At 45.7% G+C, this 24,792-nt stretch carries 20 protein-coding genes; 11 read left to right on the forward strand and 9 right to left on the reverse strand.

Annotation, left to right across the window (positions count from 1 at the left end; translation table 11 throughout):
• The first annotated feature begins 12 nt into the window (after positions 1 to 12).
• The 4 genes from IEW69_RS12760 (at position 13) to IEW69_RS12775 (ending at position 4,354) form a co-directional block, all read left to right on the forward strand.
• Positions 13 to 159 (forward strand): hypothetical protein, encoded by a 147-nt coding sequence (locus tag IEW69_RS12760; protein WP_188627355.1) that lies wholly within the window; start codon positions 13 to 15, stop codon positions 157 to 159.
• Complete coding sequence (locus IEW69_RS12765) at positions 156 to 1,853, forward strand: sodium:solute symporter family protein (protein WP_188627252.1); 1,698 nt, start codon at positions 156 to 158, stop codon at positions 1,851 to 1,853. The genes IEW69_RS12760 and IEW69_RS12765 overlap by 4 nt, the downstream gene beginning before the upstream one ends.
• 119 nt (positions 1,854 to 1,972) lie before the next feature.
• Positions 1,973 to 2,764, forward strand: coding sequence for a TerC family protein (locus IEW69_RS12770; protein WP_188627253.1), 792 nt, complete (start codon positions 1,973 to 1,975; stop codon positions 2,762 to 2,764).
• A gap of 48 nt (positions 2,765 to 2,812) precedes the next feature.
• On the forward strand, positions 2,813 to 4,354 hold the full coding sequence (locus tag IEW69_RS12775; RefSeq protein WP_188627254.1) for a L,D-transpeptidase family protein: 1,542 nt from the start codon (positions 2,813 to 2,815) through the stop codon (positions 4,352 to 4,354).
• Here IEW69_RS12775 and IEW69_RS12780 read toward each other — a convergent pair.
• Entirely contained in the window at positions 4,319 to 5,158 is an 840-nt protein-coding gene (locus tag IEW69_RS12780) for a murein L,D-transpeptidase catalytic domain family protein (RefSeq protein WP_188627255.1), read from the reverse strand. The two genes, IEW69_RS12775 and IEW69_RS12780, sit on opposite strands and share 36 nt — an antisense overlap.
• A gap of 312 nt (positions 5,159 to 5,470) precedes the next feature.
• On the opposite strand from IEW69_RS12780, the gene IEW69_RS12785 reads away from it, so the two are divergent.
• Positions 5,471 to 7,729, forward strand: coding sequence for a TonB-dependent receptor (locus IEW69_RS12785; protein ID WP_188627256.1), 2,259 nt, complete (start codon positions 5,471 to 5,473; stop codon positions 7,727 to 7,729).
• A 95-nt stretch (positions 7,730 to 7,824) separates the two neighbouring features.
• Here IEW69_RS12785 and IEW69_RS12790 read toward each other — a convergent pair whose 3' ends face one another.
• From IEW69_RS12790 to IEW69_RS12815, 6 genes are all read right to left on the reverse strand, one after another.
• Complete coding sequence (locus IEW69_RS12790; RefSeq protein WP_188627257.1) at positions 7,825 to 8,049, reverse strand: hypothetical protein; 225 nt, start codon at positions 8,047 to 8,049, stop codon at positions 7,825 to 7,827.
• A gap of 82 nt (positions 8,050 to 8,131) precedes the next feature.
• The gene (locus tag IEW69_RS12795; protein WP_188627258.1) at positions 8,132 to 9,505 is read right to left on the reverse strand and encodes an NAD-dependent succinate-semialdehyde dehydrogenase; all 1,374 of its coding nucleotides are present in this window, start codon (positions 9,503 to 9,505) and stop codon (positions 8,132 to 8,134) included.
• A gap of 131 nt (positions 9,506 to 9,636) precedes the next feature.
• A complete protein-coding gene (locus tag IEW69_RS12800; protein WP_188627259.1) occupies positions 9,637 to 10,344 on the reverse strand; it encodes a hypothetical protein in 708 nt (235 codons plus the stop codon).
• A gap of 8 nt (positions 10,345 to 10,352) precedes the next feature.
• Complete coding sequence (locus IEW69_RS12805; RefSeq protein WP_188627260.1) at positions 10,353 to 10,724, reverse strand: GntR family transcriptional regulator; 372 nt, start codon at positions 10,722 to 10,724, stop codon at positions 10,353 to 10,355.
• Between the two features lies 1 nt (position 10,725).
• Positions 10,726 to 11,508 carry a hypothetical protein gene (locus IEW69_RS12810; protein WP_188627261.1) on the reverse strand — a complete coding sequence of 261 codons (783 nt, stop codon included), beginning with the start codon at positions 11,506 to 11,508 and terminating at the stop codon, positions 10,726 to 10,728.
• Positions 11,509 to 11,513: 5 nt separating this feature from the next.
• The gene (locus IEW69_RS12815) at positions 11,514 to 12,344 is read right to left on the reverse strand and encodes an ABC transporter ATP-binding protein (RefSeq protein WP_188627262.1); all 831 of its coding nucleotides are present in this window, start codon (positions 12,342 to 12,344) and stop codon (positions 11,514 to 11,516) included.
• Between the two features lie 203 nt (positions 12,345 to 12,547).
• On the opposite strand from IEW69_RS12815, the gene treZ reads away from it, so the two are divergent.
• The gene (gene treZ / locus IEW69_RS12820) at positions 12,548 to 14,395 is read left to right on the forward strand and encodes a malto-oligosyltrehalose trehalohydrolase (protein ID WP_188627263.1); all 1,848 of its coding nucleotides are present in this window, start codon (positions 12,548 to 12,550) and stop codon (positions 14,393 to 14,395) included.
• Positions 14,388 to 18,410 carry a malto-oligosyltrehalose synthase gene (gene treY, locus IEW69_RS12825; RefSeq protein WP_188627264.1) on the forward strand — a complete coding sequence of 1,341 codons (4,023 nt, stop codon included), beginning with the start codon at positions 14,388 to 14,390 and terminating at the stop codon, positions 18,408 to 18,410. The genes treZ and treY overlap by 8 nt, the downstream gene beginning before the upstream one ends.
• On the opposite strand, the gene IEW69_RS12830 is transcribed toward treY, so the two are convergent.
• Complete coding sequence (locus IEW69_RS12830; RefSeq protein WP_188627265.1) at positions 18,407 to 18,805, reverse strand: MFS transporter; 399 nt, start codon at positions 18,803 to 18,805, stop codon at positions 18,407 to 18,409. The two genes, treY and IEW69_RS12830, sit on opposite strands and share 4 nt — an antisense overlap.
• A gap of 119 nt (positions 18,806 to 18,924) precedes the next feature.
• On the opposite strand from IEW69_RS12830, the gene IEW69_RS12835 reads away from it, so the two are divergent.
• The 4 genes from IEW69_RS12835 to IEW69_RS12850 are packed head-to-tail and all read left to right on the forward strand — an operon-like array spanning position 18,925 to position 22,196.
• Positions 18,925 to 19,539, forward strand: coding sequence for an HAD family hydrolase (locus IEW69_RS12835; RefSeq protein WP_229663614.1), 615 nt, complete (start codon positions 18,925 to 18,927; stop codon positions 19,537 to 19,539).
• A 2-nt stretch (positions 19,540 to 19,541) separates the two neighbouring features.
• Positions 19,542 to 20,744 (forward strand): DUF763 domain-containing protein, encoded by a 1,203-nt coding sequence (locus tag IEW69_RS12840; RefSeq protein WP_188627267.1) that lies wholly within the window; start codon positions 19,542 to 19,544, stop codon positions 20,742 to 20,744.
• A gap of 31 nt (positions 20,745 to 20,775) precedes the next feature.
• On the forward strand, positions 20,776 to 21,513 hold the full coding sequence (locus IEW69_RS12845) for an AcvB/VirJ family lysyl-phosphatidylglycerol hydrolase (protein WP_188627268.1): 738 nt from the start codon (positions 20,776 to 20,778) through the stop codon (positions 21,511 to 21,513).
• Positions 21,510 to 22,196, forward strand: coding sequence for an alpha/beta fold hydrolase (locus IEW69_RS12850; protein ID WP_188627269.1), 687 nt, complete (start codon positions 21,510 to 21,512; stop codon positions 22,194 to 22,196). The genes IEW69_RS12845 and IEW69_RS12850 overlap by 4 nt, the downstream gene beginning before the upstream one ends.
• On the opposite strand, the gene IEW69_RS12855 is transcribed toward IEW69_RS12850, so the two are convergent.
• Complete coding sequence (locus IEW69_RS12855; protein ID WP_188627270.1) at positions 22,193 to 24,781, reverse strand: phosphatidylglycerol lysyltransferase domain-containing protein; 2,589 nt, start codon at positions 24,779 to 24,781, stop codon at positions 22,193 to 22,195. The genes IEW69_RS12850 and IEW69_RS12855 overlap by 4 nt on opposite strands.
• Between the last annotated feature and the right edge of the window lie 11 nt (positions 24,782 to 24,792).

Raw genomic sequence — 24,792 nt, forward strand, 5'->3', positions numbered from 1 at the left:
GTACATAGTAAGATGAGCAAATCAGATATGATTGAAAAGGATAACAAGCAGGAACTACCTCCCTTTGTTAAAACATGGAAGCAATTTTACGTGCTGCTCATCATCTGGTTATTGTTGTTGATCCTTAGTTTTTACCTTTTTACCATCTACTTCCAATGAGCGTACTAGACTGGTGTGTATTGTTTGGTACGTTACTGGCCATTGTTTCTTATGGCGTTTACAAAAGCCGCGGTGCAAAGAACATAGACGGCTATCTGTTGGGGAACCAGTCACTGCCCTGGTATAGTGTGTGCCTCTCTGTTATGGCTACACAAGCAAGCGCGATCACTTTCCTTTCGGCACCAGGACTAGCGTATTCATCGGGCATGAGCTTCGTGCAGTTCTATTTCGGGCTTCCGCTAGCCATGATCGTACTCTGCATCACCTTTGTGCCCATCTTTCATAGACTTAAGGTTTACACGGCGTACGAATACCTGGAACAGCGTTTCGACCTAAATACCAGGGTGCTTACCGCCATCTTGTTCTTAATACAGCGGGGACTTTCAACTGGTATTACCATTTATGCGCCTGCTATTATTCTTTCTACAATTCTGGATATCAATACCGTGTATACAACTTTGTTCATCGGGATCATCGTAGTTTGCTATACCGTATATGGCGGTACCAAGGCGGTTTCTTACACCCAAATGCTGCAGATGAGCATTATCTTTTTGGGACTGTTTGCGGCGGGTTATGTTGTCGTTTCCTTGCTCCCGGGGGACATCGGCTTTGTTAAAGCGATCAGCATTGCGGGCAAGATGGGACGGGCAAGTGCCATTGATTTCAAGTTTGACTGGAACAACCAGTACACCGTGTGGAGCGGATTAATTGGTGGCTTTTTCTTACAGCTGTCTTACTTCGGAACGGATCAGAGTCAAGTGGGGCGATACCTAACCGGTTCATCGATCAGTCAGAGTCGCCTTGGTTTGCTGATGAATGGACTGGTGAAAATTCCAATGCAGTTTCTGATCCTGCTGATTGGGGTATTGGTGTTTACATTTTATCAGTATACCAAACCGCCAATTTTCTTCAATAGCTTCGAACTGAATAAACTTGAAGCAAGTAACTATAAACCACAGCTCGAGGCTATTTACGAGCGCTATGATGCAGCCTTTGCTGCAAAGCAGGAACAACTAAACCAACTTAATCGCGCACTCGACGCTGGGGATGAAGCTTCAATTAACGCGCAGCGGAAACAGCTGCAGCTTGCCGATCTTGAAACCCGTTCGCTTAAAAAGGAAGCAACAGACCTAATGTTGAAAAACGATCGCAATGCCGACGTGAACGACAATAATTACATCTTCTTAAGTTTTGTTACCCGATACCTGCCGCAAGGATTAATTGGTTTACTGATCGCCATCATCTTTTTAGCGTCTATGGGCTCTACCGCAAGCGCGCTGAACTCGCTAGCCTCCACCAGTGTAATTGATGTTTATAAACGTCTGATTAAGAAGGATGGTTCCGACAGCCAGTATCTTTCTGCTTCTCGCTGGGCGACCATCTTTTGGGGCGTGATCTGTATCGCGATGGCGCTCTATGCGAGCAAGATCGGGAATTTGATTGAGGCAGTTAACATCCTCGGCTCATATGTCTATGGAACCGTCCTCGGGATCTTTCTTGTGGCTTTCTATGTTAAACGGGTAGGTGGCAAGTCAGTTTTCTTCGGTGCATTGATAGCCGAATTGCTGGTTTGTATCACCGGATACTTTGAAGTCATCGCTTATTTATGGCTTAATGTACTTGGCTGTTTCCTGGTGATTCTATTCTCGCTACTGGTTGAAATGCTAAGGCCCAAGCCGGTCATCAAACCATAGCGTGTTCCCGATGTAAATCCATCAACTTCCTTGTCACCGGCTTTATGGCTTAGTTCTTGCATATATTTCACATATCTTCCGCTTTATTTACATTAATAACTTAAAAACATCGTAGAATAATGGATTTTCTGCACACCATTTTGGGCGACGACATTCAGGCGGGCTTACTTATCATTCTAAATCTTATTATTATTGAAAGTCTGCTCTCTGTTGACAACGCGGCAGTATTGGCAACAATGGTGATGGACCTTCCCAAAGATCAACGGGAAAAAGCCTTGCGGTATGGCATTATCGGTGCTTACATCTTCCGCGGTATCTGTCTGGTCTTAGCTGCCTGGCTGGTAACCATCTGGTGGCTCAAGCCAATCGGTGGCTTTTATCTGCTCTACCTTGCAATCTCTTATTTGCTGAAACGGATGAAAAAGCAGGAGGAACACCATCTTGAAGCCATCGATAAAAAACGGAATTGGTTCTACAGGTCTACAGTTGGACTGGTAGGAAACTTCTGGGCGACCGTAGCACTCGTAGAACTTATGGACCTGGCTTTTTCTATTGATAACGTTTTTGCAGCAGTCGCATTTACAGATAACATCTACCTTATTTATATCGGCGTATTTATCGGAATCCTCGCCATGCGCTTCGTTGCACAAGGCTTTGTTAAGCTGATGGAGCGATTCTCCTTCCTGGAGTCGGCGGCATACCTGGTAATCGGCGTGCTGGGGCTTAAGCTCTCTGCATCCGTGATTACGCATTTTGCGCCAACATCGCCGATTTCAAAGTTCCTGGACAGTGAACGAGCGGACCTTGCAGTATCCATCATTACTGTTGCAATTTTCGTGATTCCAATTGTAAGCTCCTTGGCGTTTAACTTTCCAAGGCATAAGGTTGGTCCGCTGGATGAGGATCTTTAGTAATGTATTTTCTGAATCAATAGCATTTATAACACACAAACATCACTTATGAATAAACTGAATCTTAATTTTAAAAGTACTGCCGCGGTATGCCTGGTGTTACTGTTTACATCGCTCGGCATACAATCTTGTAAAAAGACGCGATCTGACATCTCAAAAGCCCTTTATGGGGAAACGAAAAACAAAGCCTTTAAGGATTTGCAAAGTGACACCTTTGCTGTAGTGCTTAAAAAAACACTGGAAACGAAGCGTTCAACACTGAACAATCCAAAATTGATCACGGCCTTCTATGAAGCCAATGATTATGAACCAGTTTTAGTGCTTAAACACCTCCCAGAGGGCAAACTAAAGGTAATTAACGAGTACTTTAACAACGTAAAGTCTCATGGCCTGGAGCCGGAAATGTTCAAAGCTTCTGCTTTGAACAACCTCATCACCAAGTTTTATGATAAAAAAGGCATAAAGTCTAAGGAAGAAGCTTACCAAAGTTTGGCCGACCTGGAGATCATGGCTGCAAATGCGCTGATCAACTACAGCAATGCCATGCAGTTTGGTGTAATCAGCCCTAGAAAAATCTATGCACGTTATTATACCGAAACGAAACGTCCGGATAGTGTATCTATGCAGCGCATCTTTTCCGTGACGGATCTTAAAGGTTATCTGGACAGTATTCAGCCGAAAGACCCACAGTATTTAGCACTGCAAAAGGCATTAAGCACTGGATTTAAAGATCCTAAGATGTCAGTTGAAGAAACACAACGCGTCTTAGCTGTAAATCTGGAACGTTTAAGATGGAAAAACAAACCTACAGAAGACAAGTATGTATTGGTGAACATTGCAGATTACAATCTTGATGTAATTGAAAAAGGTAAATCTGTGCTCAACATGAAGGTTGTTGTTGGTGAAGGTAGAAATAAGACCTTTACAGATAATCTGGTTGAATACGATGAGCATGACTTGAAAAAGGATAGACCATTTACAAGAGAAACACCTCAGCTAAATAGCATGATTCACAGTGTGCAGGTAAATCCTGTGTGGAATATACCGCAGAGTATCGCAACAAACGAAATCACGAAGAGTGCCGCGGCAGATCCATACTACCTTTCAAACAACAACATCGATGTTTATAAGAACGGAAAGATCATTGAAGACACGGAAACGATCGACTGGTCTGCACCGGATGCCGGTAAAGTTTATGCCTTCAAGCAACGTCCGGGTGAAGACAACGCATTAGGAAAGATTAAATTCCTGTTTAAAAATCAAAGTAGCGTGTATTTACACGATACCCCTGCAAAGGCTGGTTTCGCCAGGGCTGAGCGCGCATTGAGTCATGGCTGCGTACGTGTTGAGAAACCATTGGACCTTGCACATGCGCTATTTGGCGATGGTTCCAAGTTCGACCTGATCAAGAAAAATATGGAATCTAATAATCCTGAAGCGACAGACCTGGCCTTGCCGAAAAAAGTACCTGTGTATCTGACATACTTTACGGCCTGGGCCGACCCCAGTGGTGGCCTGAAGTTTAGAAAAGATGTATATGGGTTAGATATCGTTTTATATACCTACTTGCAGAGACTTAGCGGGAAGTAAATTCTCGCTTTTTACAGGAATATCTGTGCTGTTAGAAGCAAAGGCTGCAGCTAAATGGTTGTCAAGATATTTCGAAGTATAACGCTGATCAGCACCGTTGATGAACAATACAGTTTTACCCTCAATGGTGTTGATCAGTTTATCTGATAACTCAGGTGCAACAGCAGGACAACCTAAGCTACGACCTAAGCGGCCTAAAGCATTAATGGTTCCCTGACCAACATAATCTGCTCCGTGTACAACAATGGCACGACGGCGAGCATTATCATTGTAACCATTATCCATTCCATCTAAACGTAGGGAACGACCGTGTTTTCCGTAATAAACTTCGCCAGTGATGTAGAAACCAAGGCTACTCTGGTTTGAAGAGTTAACGTTTGAAAAACTGGTTGCGCGATCATCACCTGTGTTCTTGCCATGGGCAACCCAGGTATTTAAAAGCAGTTGCTTTTTGTCCAGATCAATCACCCAAAGCCTTTTAGTACTACTGGTTTGACTCATATCGGCAATACTGATGATGGATTTTGCAGCAGATAATTTACCTGCATTCTTCAGGTTATAGAACCCGGTAACGGCTTTTTCGAATACAAGCTGACTTAATCCCGTTGCACCAAGGTTGGCTGCAAGGTATAGATCGTCCAGGTGTTTGTTATATAAAGAATCTGCGGAAATTGCTACAGGGACTTTACTCACTTCAACCGACCGATGCTTAACCTGAGTTCCAGTACTTGGAATCCATCCGGTCATCATCACTGATAAAGTTACTAGTAAAGATCCTGCGCCTGCTAAAATGTACTTTCTCATAGGTTTAAATTTGGTTGGCTATGCGTTGGTAGACGTTTGTTGAGGTAAGGTTCTGTTCAATAAGCAGAGTGTTTATGTTGAAAGAGCAATGAGGTTTGCCGTTTTGATATATCAAAGATAAGCAATCTATCATGTTTATTACAAACGATTAATTGCTTTTACCTTCATGTGACTTTCTTAGAATCATTCTAAACAATGTAGATGATCCCCCCGTCAAGTATAAAAACCATTACAAACGTACTTAAATGGCTTCTGCCATTGGCGCTTAGGTTTAGCTTTCTATTTTTGCAGCAAATTTAACTAAGATCCTGAATGAAGAAACTGCTACTCCCACTGTTATTGCTACTAAATACCGCCATTTACGCTCAGAAAAACGAATTTTCAGGAAAACTTATCGACGCGAAGTCGAAGATCGCTATCCCAGGTGCTACCATCTGGTTCGGTGATGGTCATGCCGCAGATATTAGTGATGAGCAGGGTGTATTCAGCATCAGGCGTAGCATGGATGGTCCTGCAACACTCTACATAACAGCTATTGGTTACGAAAGGCAGGAAATTAAGATCAGCAACATAAAGGCGGGGCAAGTATTCAGTTTGCAACCTGCTACCAACCAATTGCAGGATGTTCTCATTTCCGGCGCAGCCGGAAACCCTTACCGGGCAATTAGTGATGCAGATATCCGTTTGCGCGGTGTGTCCAACTCACAGGAAGTTCTACGAATGGTGCCGGGCCTCTTCATTGGGCAGCATCAGGGTGGTGGTAAAGCTGAACAGATCTTTCTGCGGGGTTTCGATAATGATCACGGTACCGATATCAAACTTGAAGTGGATGGCATGCCGATAAACATGGTTTCCCATGCACATGGACAAGGATATAGTGACAGCCACTTCATCATTCCCGAAACGATTGGAAATACGACTTTCAAAAAAGGTAGTGCAGATGCAGAGAAGGGCAATATGGTCACTTCAGGGTATGCGGCTTTCCACACGCTCAATGCTTTGGACCGGAATGTTTTCCGGGTTGAGGCCGGGCAGTTTAATACTTACAGAGCGCTCGCGATGGTCAACCTGCTAAGTAAAAAAGCAATGAACCAGAACCACTCTTGGTATGCAGCTGGTGAATACCGGTATTCGGATAGCTATTTCGAGCACCCTCAGCGCTTCAAAAGAACAAACTTTTTCACCAAATACTATGGACGTATCTCAGACAACAGCACGCTGGCTGCTTCCGCTTCAACGTTTTACAGTGACTGGAAAGCTTCAGGGCAAATCCCGGATTATGCAGTCAACGACGGTACAATCGGCTTCTTTGGTGCTTTAGATCCGAACGAAGGTGGTGTAACCTCCAGAACCAACTTCAACGCCGTTTTACTGACCAGTACACCGAACAACAACCTGATCAAGAATCAACTTTATTATTCGCGTTATGCGCTGGACCTCCATACCAACTTCACCTTTTTCCTGGAAGACCCTGAAAATGGAGATGAAATTCGACAACGGGAGGGAAGGGACATTTTTGGATATCACGGAAGCTACACACAGGACGATTATATCGGAAATCTAAAACTTAGCTCACAAATTGGGCTAGATGTTCGGTTAGATGCAACCCAAAACTCAGAACTCTCGCACACCAGGAACAACACCTACTTACTTGACGCAATTAAGCTTGGCGACATTACGGAATTAAACTCCGGGGTATTCCTGAGCGAAACACTGCGCTTCAATGAAACCTTCAGCATCAATGCAGGCTTGCGTTTCGACCAATTCTATTACCGTTACTACAATAAACTGGATGAAGACCCGACATTAAACGGTGCTGGCGCTTATAAAGAACAAAACAATATCCTCAGCCCGAAGCTTAGCTTCTTTTATCAGCCATCTAACCGCACGCAATTCTATTTAACTGCAGGTAGGGGCTTTCACTCCAATGATACCAGGGGAGTAGTCTCGGCCGCAGGGCTGAAAACGTTGCCCGCGGCTTATACAACGGATCTGGGTACGGTGTTGAAGATTTCGGACAAACTACTGGTAAATGCTGCGGTTTGGCAAATCCACCTGGATAACGAATATGTATATAGCGGTGATGGTGGATCGGTTGAATTTAGCGGGAAGACACAACGCGTAGGCTTTGACTTCTCTGCGAGGTATCAACCAATTCCTGCAATCTACCTGGATGCAGATCTTAACTATGCGCATGGACGTGCTGTTGACGAAGCTAAAGGCGAAGACTACATTCCACTTGCACCAGTCTGGAGCAGCTCAGCAGGAATTACTTACATGAATAAAACGGGTATTAATGGTAGTTTGCGGTACCGGTATTTAGGCGACCGTCCGGCAAATGAAGATTACAGTTTAACTGCTACCGGGTACTTCATCACTGATCTTGTACTGAATTACACAGCGAAGCGCTTTGAGGTCGGGCTAACCGTGAATAATCTTTTTAATGTGAAATGGAAGGAAACGCAGTTTGAAACGTTAACGAAGTTAAGGAACAGAGATGCGGTGAACAGCATTGCTTTTACGCCGGGAACAAAGTTCGCAGCCTTAGCGCATGTAAGCTTCTTCTTTTAGGTGATGCTCAGGATCCCCCATGGATTGAAGGATTGCTAGATGTGGCGGAATATATTGTATGTTTTATCATGCAGTGCGCGTACGCAGCGCTGCATTTAATTGGTTATAGTCAGTTTATTGCTGCTTCCTTTAAGGCTGTCGATCGTTACTTTTAAGATATTCATTGTCTCTTCCGGGCTGTTTACTGTAAATGTATATTGCTTTTTAGCCCTTGGTTTAACTTCTGGTGTCTTCAAACCATCAGAAGCGGAGAAAATGAATGGAAATGCAACGATTATAACACCATAGGTAATCTGTTTTAAGTGTGGTAACGTTTTCATAGTATGCTGGTTTATACATTATAAACCAAATTAAATGCCAAAAACATTTAACCAACATTCACAAAACAGGAACATTATAGCATCAAGCGACGTAAACGGTTTTGATGTTTACAAATTCATGCATACCCACCAGCCCGAGCTCCCTTCCATAACCGGATCCTTTGATGCCACCGAAGGGCAAACGCGGGTCTGACTTAACGAAGCTGTTCACGAAACATGATCCGGCCTCTAGTTGTGTTCTGGCGATCTGCTCTGCTTTTTCAACGTCGCGGCTGAAAATCGCAGCGCCAAGGCCGAACTGCGTGTCGTTTGCAATATCTACAGCCTCTGCTATACTAGATGCCTCCATGATAGATGCTACAGGACCAAAGAGCTCTTCCGAATATGCCGGCATGCCTTTACGGACGCCCGTTAAAATGGTAGGCGTGTAGAAGGCGTGGTCGCCAGAATAGTCGGGAATTTCACCGCCGAGAATACATTTTGCACCAGCCTGAATATTGCTTTGCACCTGTGTATGGAGTTCGTCGCGCAGGTCTTTTCGCGCCATAGGGCCAAGTTGTGTCGCCTCGGCTAAAGGATCGCCCGTGATCCTGGCGGTCATTTTTGCCCGGAAAATTTCCGTGAATTCACCGGCGATGCCTTTTTGCAGGATAAAGCGTTTTGCGGCAATACAACTTTGACCATTATTTATCAGTCTGCTTTGCACGCAGATTTCAGCTGCGGCTTCGAGGTCCGCATCTTCAAGAATGAGATAAGGATCGCTTCCACCAAGCTCAAGTACGGATTTCTTCAATAAACCCGCTGCCTGTGCGGCCACTTGCCTGCCTGCTTCTGTACTCCCGGTAAGCGTAACGGCGCGCACCAGCGGATGTTCAATCACTTTACCAGCAGCCTTGCTGTTGATGAGCAAGGTCTGAAAGACATGTTCCGGGAAACCTGCTTCCAGAAGTACTTCTTCAATGGCCAATGCACAACCGGGAACATTCGAAGCGTGCTTTAGTAATCCACAATTGCCCGCCATCAATCCCGGAGCGACAAAGCGAAAGACTTGCCATAGCGGAAAGTTCCATGGCATTACGGCAAGCACAATACCCAAAGGCTGGTAAGAGATGTAGCTTTTCCTGGCCTCCGTATGCACCGCTTCATCCGCCATATAGGCAATGCCATTCTGAGCATAGTATTCACATACAGCAGCACATTTCTCAACTTCAGCTACGCCATCCTTCAAGGGCTTACCCATCTCCAAAGCCATGGTCATCGCAAGTGCATCTTTACGTACGCGCAGCACGGCGGCGGTATTCATTAGCAATGCTGCTTTCTCGTCCAGCGGAACCTGGCGCCAGTGCTTCCATGCAAGGTGTGCCTGCGCGATCTTCTTGGAAACCTCATGCTCGCTGTGTGCGGTGTAACTTTTTACAACTTGGCCATTAACCGGATTGATGGATTGAATTGACATAGGAATTGTTTTAAAACAAAAAACGGAGATATTTCGTCCGAAATACCCCCGTCTAAATTAACGCTCTCAGTAATATAGACGACTAAGAAGCCGCTTTATTGTATCTGCCTTGAAAAAAAATCTTCTAGTGCCTATTTTAAAACATTCAAGACATTTCCATTTAGGATAACAGTGGCTTGGTCAGTTAAGCGGTACGTCGCTTTGGTGATGTCTGGGTTGTTGAGCACAAGTCCACTTTCTCCTGGAATAGTGAAGTTTGCAGCTTTGATTTTTGTGCCTTTCTCGATCCTCAGACTGCTGCCACCTTCCTGGTTGCCAATCTTAGCGGTGAGGGTGTCTAAAGCCATATCGATCAAATTGGCCCTGCCTGATGTACCTAAGTCGAGCGCCAGGGCATTTTGCTTAAAGCCTTTGATCTGCATTACTGCCTGCGGATAACTTTTCTGGAATTTAATCGACTGGTAAGGACTGGTTTTTACCTGATCAAGCCTGTTTAATACAAGTATGAACGTTTCGTTGCGAAAGGGCGCCCCTTTCTTTGCATCTTCCACAACTTCCAGTTTCAACTTTTTCCCATTCTTAGACCATTTAATGTGCTCTTTAAAGCTCTTACCGATATATAAACCTTCTTTTTTGCCTTGCTCAATGGTAACTTCCATCTTTTCAGAGTCTGCTATTTCGATGTCACTTACACTGTTGACTGGTATAAACTCCATTCCATAGAAGCGACCACGCCATTCGCCTTTATCATAGAAAGCTTTCTGCGTAAGATTAAAGGCGGTGATGGCAATGAAGCTTGCGGCTACCGCAGCTATAATTAGTATGGTGCTGGTTTTCATGACTTGTTCTATTGATAATTTTCTGAAATATATAATTGGTAACGTTTCTCAAGTTCATCCATATTGATGTCCAGCAAATACATGTTGCGGAATAACTCTGGCAGCTCTTGTCCCAGGAAACGTTCCCTGCTGTAGGCTTTAATCTTTTTGGCGGCATCCGCAGTGGTATAGAACCCGATGCCGCGTTTGTTGTAAATAACCTCTTTGTTTTGCAGGTACTCGTAGGCCCTTACTACTGTGTTGGGGTTCACTTCAAGCTGAACCGCCAGCTCCCGGACAGATGGTATTTTATCATCCTGAGCCCACTTCCCGAGCAGTATATGCTCGCTGATGTACGCTGCTATCTGCAGGTAAATCGCTTCGTTCTCTCTGAATTCCATCTTAAACCTCCTTTTCTTTCAATTTAAAATAAGCACCCACCCATAAGATCAGGGACATCACAGCAATCAAGATCCATGGTATATAGACCGTAGCAGGCGAAGGATGAAGCTCAATGGTGTTGCCGCTTTCAAGTATTCTCATGGAATCAAAAGGGGCAGAGAATTCCGCATGCCCACCAAAGATGATTTGCAATAGTGGTGCGTTTAGCAATATCAAGCCCAGCACGCTCGCAAAGAAGACGAAGCCGGTTTTAATGAAGTGCAGCTTTTCGAAGAATATCGCACCAATGAAAAATATGGAATGTATAAAAGTGAAGATCATAAGCCCTGGAAAGAACTTCGAGTCTTCCACGGTAACGATGTTTACCACTTCATTTTTCTGCACCGCTGTAAGGTTTGCAATGCTGAGGACGGTGAAGTCGATAAAGTAGAAACATAAGGTGTAGAGCACCTGAAAAATGACGTATGAATAAATCCAGCTAACGAGGTAACGTTCTAAATTAGATACTGGCAGGGTAAGCAGTGGTATCGCCTTCTTTTTGCTGCCATAATCGCTGAAAATAACACTGGTGAACATAGCACCCGATAGTACTTTAAATACCAGGTAAAACGTCGCCTGTACGTGTGGCCCAAGGTAACCATCATTGGCAAAAGTCGCAAAGGTTAACAAGCTAGATAATATTGCCATCAATACGGCAAGTGATAAAAGGTAAGTGCGGGCATTTTCCTTGGTATGTTTAGAAAGCAAAAGGCCGAATCGCTGAAGATCAAATGTGTTGTTCATAACTGTTAGTTTAAATATGATGTTACTGCCTGGCTCTTATTCGTGATTGCATTGAAAAGCAACTCCATGTCAACCTTACTATAATTCTCCGCACGGTTAATGCTGATGGTGTTGATGCCGAAATCACCGTCTTCCTGATACAAAATGTCAGCTTTCTTAGCCTGAACTGCTGTGCTGAACTGAATCTTCTCTGAAATCTCCTCAAGGCTCTTGTTCAAGACAATTTCCTGATTATGAACAACCACCAAACTGTCTATTAAGCTATCAAGGTCACGTACCTGGTGGGTAGAAATGATGATACAGCGATTGTCTGTAAGTGCAGCAGCAATGATTTTCCGGAACTGCACTTTTGAAGGAATGTCAAGCCCATTGGTCGGTTCATCCATAATCAGCGTCCCGGTATTGGTCGCCAGTCCAAAAGCAATCATAACTTTCTTCTGCTGTCCGAAAGAAAGCTTGTTCAGCATCTTGTCGGCAGGCACTTCAAATTCTTCCAACATGTTATAGAAGCCTGCATGATCAAAGCTTGGATAAAACTGACCGCTGCTGCCAACAAAGCCCCTTGCGTTGAGCGCCGGTAAGTACACCTCTTCCGGGATAAAGAACAGTTCCTGCAAAAATGATGGCAGGCGCGCCGCAGCATCATGGCCATTCACCTGGCATGCCCCATCCAGCGGAAACACTAGTCCCGCAATGTTTTTTAGCAAGGTAGATTTCCCCGCACCATTTTTCCCGAGCAGACCATAAATATGCCCTACCTGTAACTCGAGATTCAGGTTCTTAAACAACAGCGCATTCTTGCTGTATCCAAAACTCAGATTTGAAAGCTTTATCATATTTTTAATGTTTGTTGTTGGTGTATTAGTTATGTAGTACAGTACAAATGTAGTACAAGAAATGAACATTACAACTTATCTGCAAAATCTTTTTTAACACAGGGCGTGTAAGTACGCCGGAACGTATCTCCCGCAGAAAAAACGAGTATTTTGAGGCTATAGAATTTTAAAACATTTCCTTATGCTTTGACATTGATGTAGATATGAAAGAAAACGCTTACTTAAAACGAAGAAGGGTTGGAATTAACTTTAATGAGGCACAGCAAGCAGAAATTTGCCTTTGGGCGCCAAATGCCGAAAGTGTTGAAGCCGCATTAGCAAGTGGATCTCTTGTAAGCCTTAGCAGAAGTGCCGATGGATATTGGAAAGCGACTACGGATCTGCTCCAGCCTAATGATCAATATAAATTTAAACTGAATGGAAAGGATGGATTGCCAGATCCCGCTTCTTTAGCACAGCCAAATGGCGTGCATGAAGCTTCCATGGCTGTCGACCTGCAGGCTTTTGAGTGGACGGACACCGAATGGCAGAATCCAGCCCTAAATGACTATATCATCTATGAAATACATACCGGAACCTTTTCAGCAAAGGGGACCTTTGATGGTATTGCACAACATTTAGATCACCTGATTGAACTTGGCGTAAACGCGATAGAAATTATGCCGGTAGCGCAGTTTCCCGGAGACCGGAACTGGGGCTATGATGGTGTGTTCCCTTTTGCCGTTCAACAATCATACGGAGGGGCAGCGAAATTGCAGGAACTGGTAAATACCTGTCACGACAAAGGTATCGCCGTAATCCTGGACGTGGTTTACAATCACGTTGGCCCCGAAGGTAATTACTTCGCTGAATTCGGTCCGTACTTCACTGATAAATACCACACACCTTGGGGACAAGCCGTAAACTTCGATGATGCGGACTGTGATGGTGTAAGAGACTACTTTATTGAGAACGTGCTGATGTGGTTTCGCGATTTTCACATCGACGCCTTACGCATGGATGCAGTTCACGCCATCAAAGATCTAAGTGCACAACACATCCTCCAGGCCATCCGCCTGCAGGTAGACGCCCTGATGGAAATAACCGGCAGAAAGCACTACCTGATTGTGGAATGTGACCTTAACGATCCAAGATTTTTAGACGCTCCTGAAAAGAATGGTTTCGGAATGGATTCGCAGTGGATAGATGAGTTTCATCACGCCCTGCGGATTACTGCCGGTGAGCCAGGCACAGGTTATTATGCCGACTTTCAGGGCATCCGCCATTTAGAAAAGGCTTATCGTGACGCTTACGTATATGACGGACAGTACTCGGAGCATCGGAAAAAGAACTTCGGACGCAGCGCTGATGGGCAGCCTGGTTCCAAGTTCATCGTCTTTTCACAAAACCATGATCAGGTCGGAAACCGCATGCTCGGCGAACGAAGTTCCACATTATACAGCTTCGAAATGCAGAAGGTGCTTGCCGGCGCAGTGATGATCAGCCCATATTTGCCAATGCTGTTTATGGGGGAGGAGTACGGAGAGACAAACCCATTCTTATATTTCGTGAGCCATACAGATGCGGAGCTAAACAAGCTGGTGCGTGAAGGCCGCAAAGCGGAATTCGCCGCATTTCATGCAGAAGGTGAAGCACCCGATCCGGATGTCCTGGAAACTTTCCAGCAATCAAAATTACAATGGGACCTTTTGGACAAGCCTGAGCATCAAGTGATGTTCAACTATTACAAAGAACTTATTGCTTTAAGAAAGGCTCATCCAGCTTTGTCCAATGGAGATCGCAGCCGAATCACAGCCATGAGTTACCCCGACAAAAATACCCTGGTGGTAAAGCGTTGGGAACCAAGGCAGCAGATCGTATGCATCCTCAATTTCTCAAAAGAAAAACAAGCGGTTCCTGCAGAAGATTCTATTCATAACTGGGAACTACTATTGTGTTCTGCTGATGAGAAATGGGGTGGGCCTTGTACAGACGATGGCGCATGCCAGTCTGTTAATAAATTAATTATTCAACCGGAATCCATTCTAATTTATACACGAAAAGATGCTTAATCCAGTAGCGACCTACAGAATTCAATTCAATAAGGAATTTACCTTTTCAGACTTTAAGAAAATCATTCCCTACCTGCACGATCTTGGCATCCAAACCATATATGCCTCGCCAATCATGGAGGCAAGTCCAGGTAGCATGCATGGATATGACACGGTAAACCCATTACGCATCAACCCGGAGATTGGTACGGAGGCAGAATTGTTTGAGCTCTCCGCCTTGCTTAAAGAGAAAGGGATGAACTGGGTACAGGATATCGTACCCAATCACATGGCATACCATCAAAATAATCTATGGTTAATGGATGTCCTTGAAAAGGGAGAAGCATCACCATATTATGGATTCTTCGACCTGAACTGGTCAGGGAAGGGTTCCGAACCCATTATGACACCCTTTCTTGGTGATGACCTTGAAAAAGTGATAGCAGATGGCGCACTGCAAGTTGTCAAAACGGAAGACAGGTTTGAACTGGATTACTCCGGTAACCGCTGGCCACTGCATGATGCTGCACAAGAAGAATTGCAAGGGCAGAAGCTGGACGATTTCAATGCAGACAAAGCGCAGCTGCTAAAGCTTGCGAGCAGTCAAAACTATCGGCTTTGCAACTGGAAGGAAACAGACAGAAAGATCAACTACAGACGGTTTTTTACTGTAAATAGCCTGATTTGCCTGAATATTCAGGATCCTGATGTTTTTAAAGCGTACCACGAATACATCTTCAAGCTGCTGAGAGACGGCGTTTTTCAGGGCTTGCGTGTAGATCATATTGACGGTCTTTTTGATCCGGATGCCTACCTGGAGTTGCTTAGGGAGTCTGTCGGTAACGACACTTACATTGTGATCGAGAAGATTCTGGAACAGGGTGAGGAGCTACCGACGGCATGGCCGGTGCAGGGCACTACCGGATATGACTTCCTTGCCACCGTGAACAATGTATTCACAAATCAAGAGGCTGAAGAACCGTTTTCAGCTTACTACAAAGACCTTAGTGAAAGTTCAGAAAGCATAGAAGAACAGATCTGGGGCAAGAAAGCTGCAATCCTGAAAGACCACATGGGAGGCGAGCTTAACAACCTGGTAGACCTTTACCATAGCTTAAACTTGGATGAAGACCAAGCTGAAGTTGATGCTGAAAGCCTAAAGGATGCCATTGCTGCTTTACTGATCCATTGTCCGGTGTACAGATATTATGGTGGTACATTTCCCCTGACGAAAACAGAAGCTGCCGACTTGTCGAACCTCTTAGATCACATCAGCAGCAAGGAACGCCAGACCGCGATAGACGCACTTAAGCAGGTGTGGTTTGAGCGTCCAAAAGCCTTGAATAAAGATTACAATAAACGTGCAGCCCTGTTCTATAAGCGTTGTATGCAGTTTAGCGGTCCACTTATGGCCAAGGGTGTTGAAGACACGCTAATGTATACCTATAACCGATTTATCGGTAAAAATGAAGTTGGGGACTCACCTGAAGGCTTTGGTTTAAGTCCACAAGCTTTCCACGATTCCATGAAAACGCGTATGAAATACTGGCCGCTTGCGATGAACGGCACATCCACCCATGATACCAAACGTGGAGAAGATGTACGCGCCAGGCTCAATGTGCTAACGGATTTGCCGGAAGAGTGGCTGAACCTGGTTCAGGAATGGAACAGTTATACAACGGCATCAGAAAAGCCGGATTTAAACGACATCTATTTCATCTATCAAACGCTGATCGGTAGTTGCCCAATGCCGGGCGTCAAAGAAGCTGATTATCAGGAACGTGTTGATGCCTACCTGCAAAAAGCGTTGCGTGAAGCTAAACGACATACCGGCTGGGCGGATCCCGCGGTTGACTATGAAGCGGCTGCACAGCATTTTAGCAGCCGCTTTATGGATGCAAATGGTCCCTTCGCAGGCCGCTTTCAAGCATTCTTCAAAAAAGTTGCTGATTACGGTATTCTAAACAGCCTTGCGCAAGCCGTTATTAAGTTTACGGCACCTGGTGTACCAGATGTTTATCAAGGCACAGAGCTTTGGGATCTTAGTCTGGTAGACCCCGACAACCGTCGTGCTGTAGATTACGAAAAGCGAACCAAATGGCTCGGGGAGCTTGCAGAAGCTGCTGATATCCCTACGCTATGGGAAAACAGATACGATGGAAAGATCAAGCTTTGGCTTCAACACCTGCTGCTTCAGGATCGTAAAAAGCATGCTGAAGCTTATAAGACCGCCTCGTATATACCAATAGAAGTAAAAGGGAAGTATGCAGACCACATTCTGGCTTACGCTAGAAAATCTGCGCAATCGACGACCGTCGTGGTCGTGCCTTTACACCTCGCTGCCTTGTGCGAGTCTCAGAACGCCGACATCTTTTCCATCAATTGGAAGAATACACGCCTTGAAATTCCGGCGGGCGCACCAGAAGAATGGGTACAGCTGTTTACCAGTGAAAAGGGCAAGGTAAAAGCAGGGGTGATCAAGCTCGAAGATATATTCAAAGACATGCCTCTCGCGGTGCTAAAGCTGGAACATCCGGCTAACAAAAGAGGAGCAGGTATCCTAATGCACATCACGTCACTTCCATCATCCTTTGGTATTGGTGACATCGGGAAAGAGGCTTTCACCTTTGTTGATTTCCTAAAGAAAAGTGGACAAAAGTACTGGCAGCTTCTACCGTTAAATCCGATAAGTAAAAGTCAAAGTTACTCACCCTATAGCGCGCTGTCGAGCATGGCGGGCAATGTTCTACTGATCAGCCTGGAGTCGCTTGTGGATGAAGGTGTGCTTACAGAAGAAGACCTCAAGGCCAACTTGCCTTCCGGAAACAAGAAAGTAGACTACGCGGAAGTGGAGCGCCTCAAGCTGCCACTTCTGGAACGTGCTTATGATAACTTCAAGCAGAAGGGCGATAATGCCGACTTTCAGGAATTTTGTGAAAATGAATCTTATTGGTTGGACGACTTCGCGTTGTTTACGCTCCTGAAGACCAAATATGACCAAAAGCCATGGAATGAGTGGCCTGAAGAAGTCCGAAAGCGCAAGGCAAACGCAATTACAAAGATTGTAAATGGCGAAAAAGATGCGCTCAATAGGATCAAATGGATGCAATACGTTTTCTTCAAGCAGTTTGCAGCACTTAAGCAGTATGCACACAAACAGCGCGTCCAGCTTATCGGCGATCTGCCATTCTACATCGGTTATGACTCTGTAGATGTATGGGCCAATCCCGAACTTTTCAAGTTAGATGACTCGGGTAATATCGCTGGCATTGCTGGTGTGCCACCTGATTATTTCAATGAAGATGGACAGCTCTGGGGTATGCCTGTTTTCCGATGGGATGCGATGGAAAACACTGATTATGCGTGGTGGAAACAGCGCCTCCAGAAAAATATGGAGCTTTTTGACCTACTTCGTCTGGATCATTTCAGGGCTTTTGCTTCTTACTGGGAGGTGCCGGCAGGAGAAGAAACCGCAATAAACGGCGCCTGGATACCAGGTCCGGGTGCCAAATTCTTCGACGCCATGCGTGAGGCCCTTGGTAACCTGCCTTTCATTGCAGAAGACCTCGGCGACATTGACGACGATGTTTATACCCTGCGTGATGCATACGAGATGCCAGGAATGAAGGTCTTGCAGTTTGCCTTCGGAGAAGATATGCCTTGCTCGGTGCATATCCCGCATCAATATGACACCGAAAATTGTATTGTGTACACGGGAACCCATGATAATACCACCACCAAGGGTTGGTTCAAGTCGGAAGCAACGAAGGAGACCAGAAAGAATCTAGAGTGTTACCTCGGCAAACCAGTAACAGCGGATAACGTGCACTATGCCCTCATCCGGCTGGCTTTTGCATCCGTAGCCAACCTTGCCATCATCCCTGTTCAGGATGTACTTGGTCTGGGCAAGAAGGCCCGGATGAATACACCATCTTCCGTAAAAGATAACTGGGGCTGGCGCTTAGGTCCAGCGGAACTCAAACAGGAACATGGTAAAATGTTGCGGGAACTAACAAGAATATTTGGAAGACTTTAGTCTTCCTTTTTTTGTTCGTTCAAAATGTGCTCCTGCTTCTTGGATATCAGTTTACCCGTCTTTAGATCTATACGAATCTTGTTGTAAATGCTCATGTAGAAATTTGCGATCCATACCAGGGAGAACCCGGAAAGAATATAGCCGCGCCAATCATCATGATAAAGCGTATAGTTTGTCAAAAACAAGATGAACACCGTTACATAGTGGCTAAAGCAGAACTCACAGGTAAACAGGTAAAAGAATTTCCTTTTTAGCAGTCTGGGTGCTTCCTTAGATTGTCTGACGCAGTACTCCCTTGGCTCTCTGAAAACTTCTTCATGGGTAACAGTCCATGCAATGCTGGCAACAGGGATGGCTAGAATAAAAAGCCAAAAAAGTTCATGCTCTTGGTTCATGATACTTATTACAAACGGCGTAATACTTTGTTTTACTAAGCTTGACATTCAGGCGACCGACAATCGCCAACCCGCGTGAGAAATGTCGTAATTTTGAACCTTAAAAAAATATGCACACTATGGAGCAATCCAAATTTGATAAACTAAACGAACTTACTAAAGGCGACTACGAAGCCTTCCTATACGATTGTGATGGTACGCTGGCGGATAACATGGCGGCACATACGAAATCCTATGTTGAAGCCGCTAAAGAACATGATGTTGTTTTTGACCCTGCAATCATTGACGAACTTGCGGGCTGGCCCATTGCCAACGTGGTAGAAGAAATAAATTCCAGATATAACTGCAGCCTCGTACCTGCTGCATTCAAGGCACGCAAGGCAGAAATATTTGCAGACCGGTACATTAGTGGTATACAGCCGATCCAACATGTGGTTGACCACTTAAAGGCAAATGCGGGTAAAAAACGTATAGCAGTGGTCTCTGGTGGCGACACAGAGGCGATCGAGCGCACACTCGAAATCTTAGGCATTCGTAACCTGGTTGAAGTGTTGGTTTGCGCTGGTGATACGGAGCGCGGCAAGCCTTATTCAGATCCTTTTCTCCACGCTGCGGAACTATTGGGCGTGGATCCAGCAAAATGCCTTGTCTTTGAGGATGGCGTACCAGGCGTGAAGGCTGCTGAGGCGGCAGGGATGCACTGGGTGCGCGTAGATCAATTGATCTTCGGATAGTTATGAGACGCTCCGGAACCGCAGACTTACCTTTACATAATGGCCATGTGCCGATGTGGCTTGCCGAGCGGATGTCTAAGCTGGGCTTTGCAATATCGGAGGCCATCATAGAAGAATTTGGCACTGCAGCCTTGCTGCAGCGGCTAGGGGACCCCTTTTGGTTTCAGAGTTTTGGTGCCGTGATGGGCATGGATTGGCATTCCTCAGGCATTACCACTTCGGTAATGGGCGCCTTAAAGAAAGCCATCAATCCACATTCAAAAGCCCTGGGCTTATACATCTGTGGTGGAAAAGGGAAGCACTCCAGAAACACGCCCATGGAGCTGACCCGCTACGGCGAATTTGCCGGAATCGATGGCGAGGCACTTGTCAGGTCAAGTAAACTCAGTGCCAAAGTCGACAACACAGCAGTTCAGGATGGCTTCCAGCTTTACCTGCATAGCTTTATCGTAGATCATACCGGGAGCTGGACCGTGGTTCAGCAAGGCATGCGGCCAGACGCCGCTACTGCCCGGAGGTATCACTGGCATTCTGCAGACTTAACCTCCTTCGTTTCCGATCCACATTCCGGCATCGCTGGCGTAAACCAGGGATACATCACCAATCTGGCCGCCAAAGCTGCAGGACCTGCACAAGATGCGATGCTGTCGATGTCGAGGGAAGATCCTGCGCGCATGATAACAGAGATCCGGCACCTGAAAATGCCGCATCACCATGACGTGAAAGCAAAGGATGTCGACCTGAAAAGGCTGGGTGCTATGCTTTGGCTTACGCAGGCGCAGCAACCCAAAGATTTCGAGTCCTTGCTGCTGCTGGAAGGCATGGGGCCCAGAACACTTCAGTCGATGGCCCTCGTAAGTGAGATCATTTATGGAACACCATCCAGGTTTGAGGACCCGGCACGCTTCTCATTTGCCCATGGGGGTAAGGATGGCCATCCTTTTCCAGTGCCGGTGAAAGTCTATGATGAAACCATCTCTGTACTCAGCCGTGCAGTGCAGAAAGCGAAGGTCGGCCAGTCCGATAAGCTGCAGGCAATTCAGAAATTATCAGAACTTTCCAGAATGGCCGAACAAGGATTTACACCGAACCAAAACTTCGATGCGGTAATCGAAAAAGAACGACGAGACGCCTGGAAGTATGGTGGCATGACCATCTTCGGCGATTCAAAACCACCTGTCGACAAACAGCTAAAGCTCTTTTAATGCGAAAACCTTTCAAACACACCATGTTTACATGAAACCATCGATCTCAATTCTTGGAATTGCTTTTATGCTGCTGCTATGCAGCTGTAGTGTCCTGAAACGAAATCGCTTCAGTAAGCACCAGGGTGAACAAACAAATGAACTGAATTTGCCGGTCGTGCTGTATCCTGCAGAACCGCCAAATGCCCGTCGCTTGCTCGTACTGCTATCCGGCGATGGCGGCTGGTTGGAATTCAATGATCAGCTTGCTGCGGGCTTTGCCGCCAAGGGCTTCCATGTCGTAGGGCTGAATTCCCGAAGCTACTTCTGGGACCAAAGAAACCCTGAACAGACCACTTCCGACGTGATGCGCTTGATTAAACACTATTCAAAACTATACCACACAAACAAGATATATCTGGCAGGCTACTCCTTTGGGGCAGATGTCGTGCCCTTTATTTACAACCGTATGCCGGCAGCTACCCGGAGAAATGTTTCTGCAATCGCGCTATTATCACCCTTCGCAAGTACCGATTTCATGGTGAGAACTGCTGACCTGCTCAACCTTTCCGGGGATGATAAACGCTACAAGGTACAACCGGAACTACAGGACATTCGTATACCCGTTTACTGTTTCTATGGAGCAGAGGAGCGCCCAAAAGCACTCAAGGACTACAAACGGAAGAACTTTCACATGAAATTCCTTTCCGGCGACCATCGCTATGAGACACTGGAATGTGCAACAATAATAAACACGCTAAACCAAACTCGTACAATAAGAATCAAATGAAACGCAGACTGATACTTTTTATCCCTCTATTATTACTGTTGTCGGGCTTTGCCACCTTAAAAGTATCCGCGCAGTCTGATCTACCTACGCATTTGTTTCCCAAACCAGGTCACAAAACAATGCTGCTCTACCTTACAGGAGATGGCGGAATGAATAGCTTCTCTAAAAATTTAATCAAGACCCTCAATGACCAGGGCTATGCGGTCGTGGCGCTTGATACCAGAAAGTACTTTTGGGAGAAAAAGGAGCCCGCACAGTTTGCCCACGATACAAAACTGCTCGTCGACCACTACTTGAAAGCCTGGAACAAGGCAGACTTTGCATTGATCGGCTATTCCTTCGGTGCAGATGTCGGCGCCTTTGTGCCGCCGCTTTTGCCGGCAGGCACAGCATCAAAACTGCAGGCAGTGGTGTTGCTTTCCCCTGGCTTTTCAACAGGATTTGTAACGAAGATCAGCAACATGCTCGGCATGGGGAGTACGGATAAAGATCCATACAAGGTTTATCCGCAACTCCTGAAAAGCCCGGCACCAACACTCTGCATCTTCGGGGCAACGGAAAACAGTGATTTTTATCCGGCAATAAAGCAGACCTCAAAGCTGAGGAAAATGCTGGTTCCTGGTTCACATAAATACAATGACGATGTAAGTCTACTTGCTAAAACCATCATTCAAGCACTTTAGTTACCCTCTGAGATGCGCTTCAATGCCCGGGGCACCTGCAACAAGTGATAGTTGTGACTGTAGATAAGGTATTTCTTTTCCCAGCGTGGCATGAACTTTTCTTTGTAGCGGCGCAAGCCTTTGAACTGCCCGAAGATCTTGAAGTTTTCATAAGCATACTTGATCGTCTTCTGCGTTACGTTCACGTCTTCCATGCCTGAAAGTGGCGCAAGGCCCATGTTTACCGACTGATATCCTTCCTCTTTTAAGTATAGGAAAGTCATAGACAGCAACATATCTAACACCCCATTTGGCGCATCTGTGACCTTACGGATAAGATCGTAGGTCGCTTCTCCAGGCGCATAGTCTGGAATCAAATTCAGGAATGCGTACACTTTTTCCTCCTGATCTTCAATCGTAAGGATCGTCTGTTCTTTTAGAATACTGGCATCGAACACACCCTGCGTAAAAGCAACTTCCTTTTGATTCAGCTCACGGAGCCATTCATCTGATACCGTTTCCAATTTCTGGATCAGGCCAAGCTTTACCGGATTCTTATATACCTTCAACTGAAATCCCTCGGCTACCAAGCGGTTTACAGCGCTTCTGGTGGTTTTCATCTTGCCGCCCTGAAGGCTGAAAGATGTTAAATCCAGAATGGCTTCTTCGCCAATAGGGATAGATTTCCGCCCCAGTGATTTGTAGAACTCCAGCGAAGATTCCGGAACCCGGTAATAAGCACTTATAAAGCCGTTTTCCTGGCAGAATACCTCAAACAATGCAACCATCTCCCGTTTCTGCTCGTCGTTTGCCGCGACAGGATCTTCCAGCACAATGGCAAAGTGACGGGTAATTTTAAAACTGATAAAGGCCGTTCGGTCTGCATTGAAAAAGAGCAACTTATCTGGATAGGTTTTGAAGTAGTCTAATGCCGACTTACCATGCTGCTTAAGCAAATCTTCTGCGGTATCGAAGTCTTCCTGCGGGTTGAAAGGCTTAGAAAAATAGGGCTTCAATAAGCTAAAGATGATGAAGAGGATCAATGCAGCGCCCGCAATGTATATCGAGTATTCAAACCGCTCCCCGAACGGCGTCCTCGGTGCCAGCGCTTTATCATCAATCAGGAACAGCACCTTAAGTACAGCCTTCACGGCCTGATCAAAGCGGAAGTCTATTCCAAAATGGTGCTTATCGATGAAGTAGAAGCCAAGTACCCCATAGGCCAATACCGCCAGCACGGCGTAAATGATCACGAGATAATTGAAAGATACAAATCTGGGATTTGGTTTAAGCTTATAAAAGCTTCGGGTATACCATAGGGTCGCGCCAGCACTAAAAGCAAGAATGGCCTCCTCGTAGTCGGCCGCCTTTAAAAGGTGCCCAAAGAAGGAAAATGCCGTAATGGAAATTGCAGCATACCACGCCCTTTTTGAACCTTGTAACAGAAACACGCTCATCATCACCAATATCAAACCGAATACCAGCACGAACGCATTACTGGTCACAATCAAATCTTCTGAGAGGAGGTTCTGTACCAGTCGCAGTCGCACTGGAATCGCCGGGGTAACTGCAGAAACAATGTTTACAATCCCCAGTATCAGAATAATGAACGCAGGTAGTACCCGGAGAATAAGGTTGTCCCTTTTTGTAATGAAGCTCAGAATACCCGCAAATAAGGGTAGCCAGAATTCAAAAAAACGGAAGAGCAGCGTAATGGTGGCTGCGGCCACAATGGGAAAGCCGAACTGTTGTAAAATGAAGGTCAGGGAAAGTTCTATCGTACCCAGACCCCGGAGAAAAGGGGAGGCTATTAACAGAACCACCATGACCATGTAACCGATGATTGCAGCAGGCCAGCTTGCATCCAGACCTAAAGCGAGCATACAGATATAGAGGTGTATGATGCCGATCAGCTCAATGCCGATGGATACCAGCAGGGTATTCCAGAATTCCCTTTTACGCACCTTCTGGTCGATCATGTCGTCCAGAATTGTCGTTATAGAGGGCCGGAGTCTTGCAAGCCAGCGGTAGGCATATCCTTTTTTAGAAATGGAGTAGATGAGTGCGATTAAACCAACTGTGAGCAGTAACAAAAACACGAATGCAAGCAATTCTGTATGCCCGATCTGTGTGAACAGCAGGGCGATGCCCATCACTGGGATACCCACAACAACGACCGATAATATACTGCAGAACCCGAAGAGCGTAGAAGCAAGGTGAATGTTGGACTTGGAGATTCCGCGCTCCTCTATTTGCCGGGTAAAAAATACCAGCGAGGAGAACCCACCTGCCGGCAGGAAAATGCTGACTAAATTTCGCTTAAGAAAAAGGGATAGTGCCAGCCCCAGGGGAATATTCTTGTTTAAAGCACGAAAGCTATGCACGTACATTTGTGCCTGCGCAATAACATACAAAAGCGTCAGGAGAATGCCGGCAATGATGTAAACCGGGTTACTGCGCTGCAGCTCTTCCTGAATGCGCACCAGTTCAATATGTTGTTCTCTAAAAAAGAAAACAGCCATTCCAAGCATGAAGGCTGCAACAAAGAATTGCCAGAAAAATTTATTGTAAACGAGTTTGGAGAAAAACTTTGTGGCGTTCTGCATAGGCCAAAGAT

Origin of the sequence: Pedobacter quisquiliarum (assembly GCF_014642175.1) — a bacterium.
GTDB classification, from domain to species: domain Bacteria; phylum Bacteroidota; class Bacteroidia; order Sphingobacteriales; family Sphingobacteriaceae; genus Pedobacter; species Pedobacter quisquiliarum.

Excerpts from the sequence above, each read along its gene's own strand:
- IEW69_RS12760 (WP_188627355.1), top strand. The coding sequence starts at position 13 with ATGAGCAAATCAGATATGATTGAAAAGGATAACAAGCAGGAACTACCT.
- IEW69_RS12765 (WP_188627252.1), top strand. The coding sequence starts at position 156 with ATGAGCGTACTAGACTGGTGTGTATTGTTTGGTACGTTACTGGCCATT.
- IEW69_RS12770 (WP_188627253.1), top strand. The coding sequence starts at position 1,973 with ATGGATTTTCTGCACACCATTTTGGGCGACGACATTCAGGCGGGCTTA.
- IEW69_RS12775 (WP_188627254.1), top strand. The coding sequence starts at position 2,813 with ATGAATAAACTGAATCTTAATTTTAAAAGTACTGCCGCGGTATGCCTG.
- IEW69_RS12780 (WP_188627255.1), bottom strand. The coding sequence starts at position 5,158 with ATGAGAAAGTACATTTTAGCAGGCGCAGGATCTTTACTAGTAACTTTA.
- IEW69_RS12785 (WP_188627256.1), top strand. The coding sequence starts at position 5,471 with ATGAAGAAACTGCTACTCCCACTGTTATTGCTACTAAATACCGCCATT.
- IEW69_RS12790 (WP_188627257.1), bottom strand. The coding sequence starts at position 8,049 with ATGAAAACGTTACCACACTTAAAACAGATTACCTATGGTGTTATAATC.
- IEW69_RS12795 (WP_188627258.1), bottom strand. The coding sequence starts at position 9,505 with ATGTCAATTCAATCCATCAATCCGGTTAATGGCCAAGTTGTAAAAAGT.
- IEW69_RS12800 (WP_188627259.1), bottom strand. The coding sequence starts at position 10,344 with ATGAAAACCAGCACCATACTAATTATAGCTGCGGTAGCCGCAAGCTTC.
- IEW69_RS12805 (WP_188627260.1), bottom strand. The coding sequence starts at position 10,724 with ATGGAATTCAGAGAGAACGAAGCGATTTACCTGCAGATAGCAGCGTAC.
- IEW69_RS12810 (WP_188627261.1), bottom strand. The coding sequence starts at position 11,508 with ATGAACAACACATTTGATCTTCAGCGATTCGGCCTTTTGCTTTCTAAA.
- IEW69_RS12815 (WP_188627262.1), bottom strand. The coding sequence starts at position 12,344 with ATGATAAAGCTTTCAAATCTGAGTTTTGGATACAGCAAGAATGCGCTG.
- treZ (WP_188627263.1), top strand. The coding sequence starts at position 12,548 with ATGAAAGAAAACGCTTACTTAAAACGAAGAAGGGTTGGAATTAACTTT.
- treY (WP_188627264.1), top strand. The coding sequence starts at position 14,388 with ATGCTTAATCCAGTAGCGACCTACAGAATTCAATTCAATAAGGAATTT.
- IEW69_RS12830 (WP_188627265.1), bottom strand. The coding sequence starts at position 18,805 with ATGAACCAAGAGCATGAACTTTTTTGGCTTTTTATTCTAGCCATCCCT.
- IEW69_RS12835 (WP_229663614.1), top strand. The coding sequence starts at position 18,925 with ATGGAGCAATCCAAATTTGATAAACTAAACGAACTTACTAAAGGCGAC.
- IEW69_RS12840 (WP_188627267.1), top strand. The coding sequence starts at position 19,542 with ATGAGACGCTCCGGAACCGCAGACTTACCTTTACATAATGGCCATGTG.
- IEW69_RS12845 (WP_188627268.1), top strand. The coding sequence starts at position 20,776 with ATGAAACCATCGATCTCAATTCTTGGAATTGCTTTTATGCTGCTGCTA.
- IEW69_RS12850 (WP_188627269.1), top strand. The coding sequence starts at position 21,510 with ATGAAACGCAGACTGATACTTTTTATCCCTCTATTATTACTGTTGTCG.
- IEW69_RS12855 (WP_188627270.1), bottom strand. The coding sequence starts at position 24,781 with ATGCAGAACGCCACAAAGTTTTTCTCCAAACTCGTTTACAATAAATTT.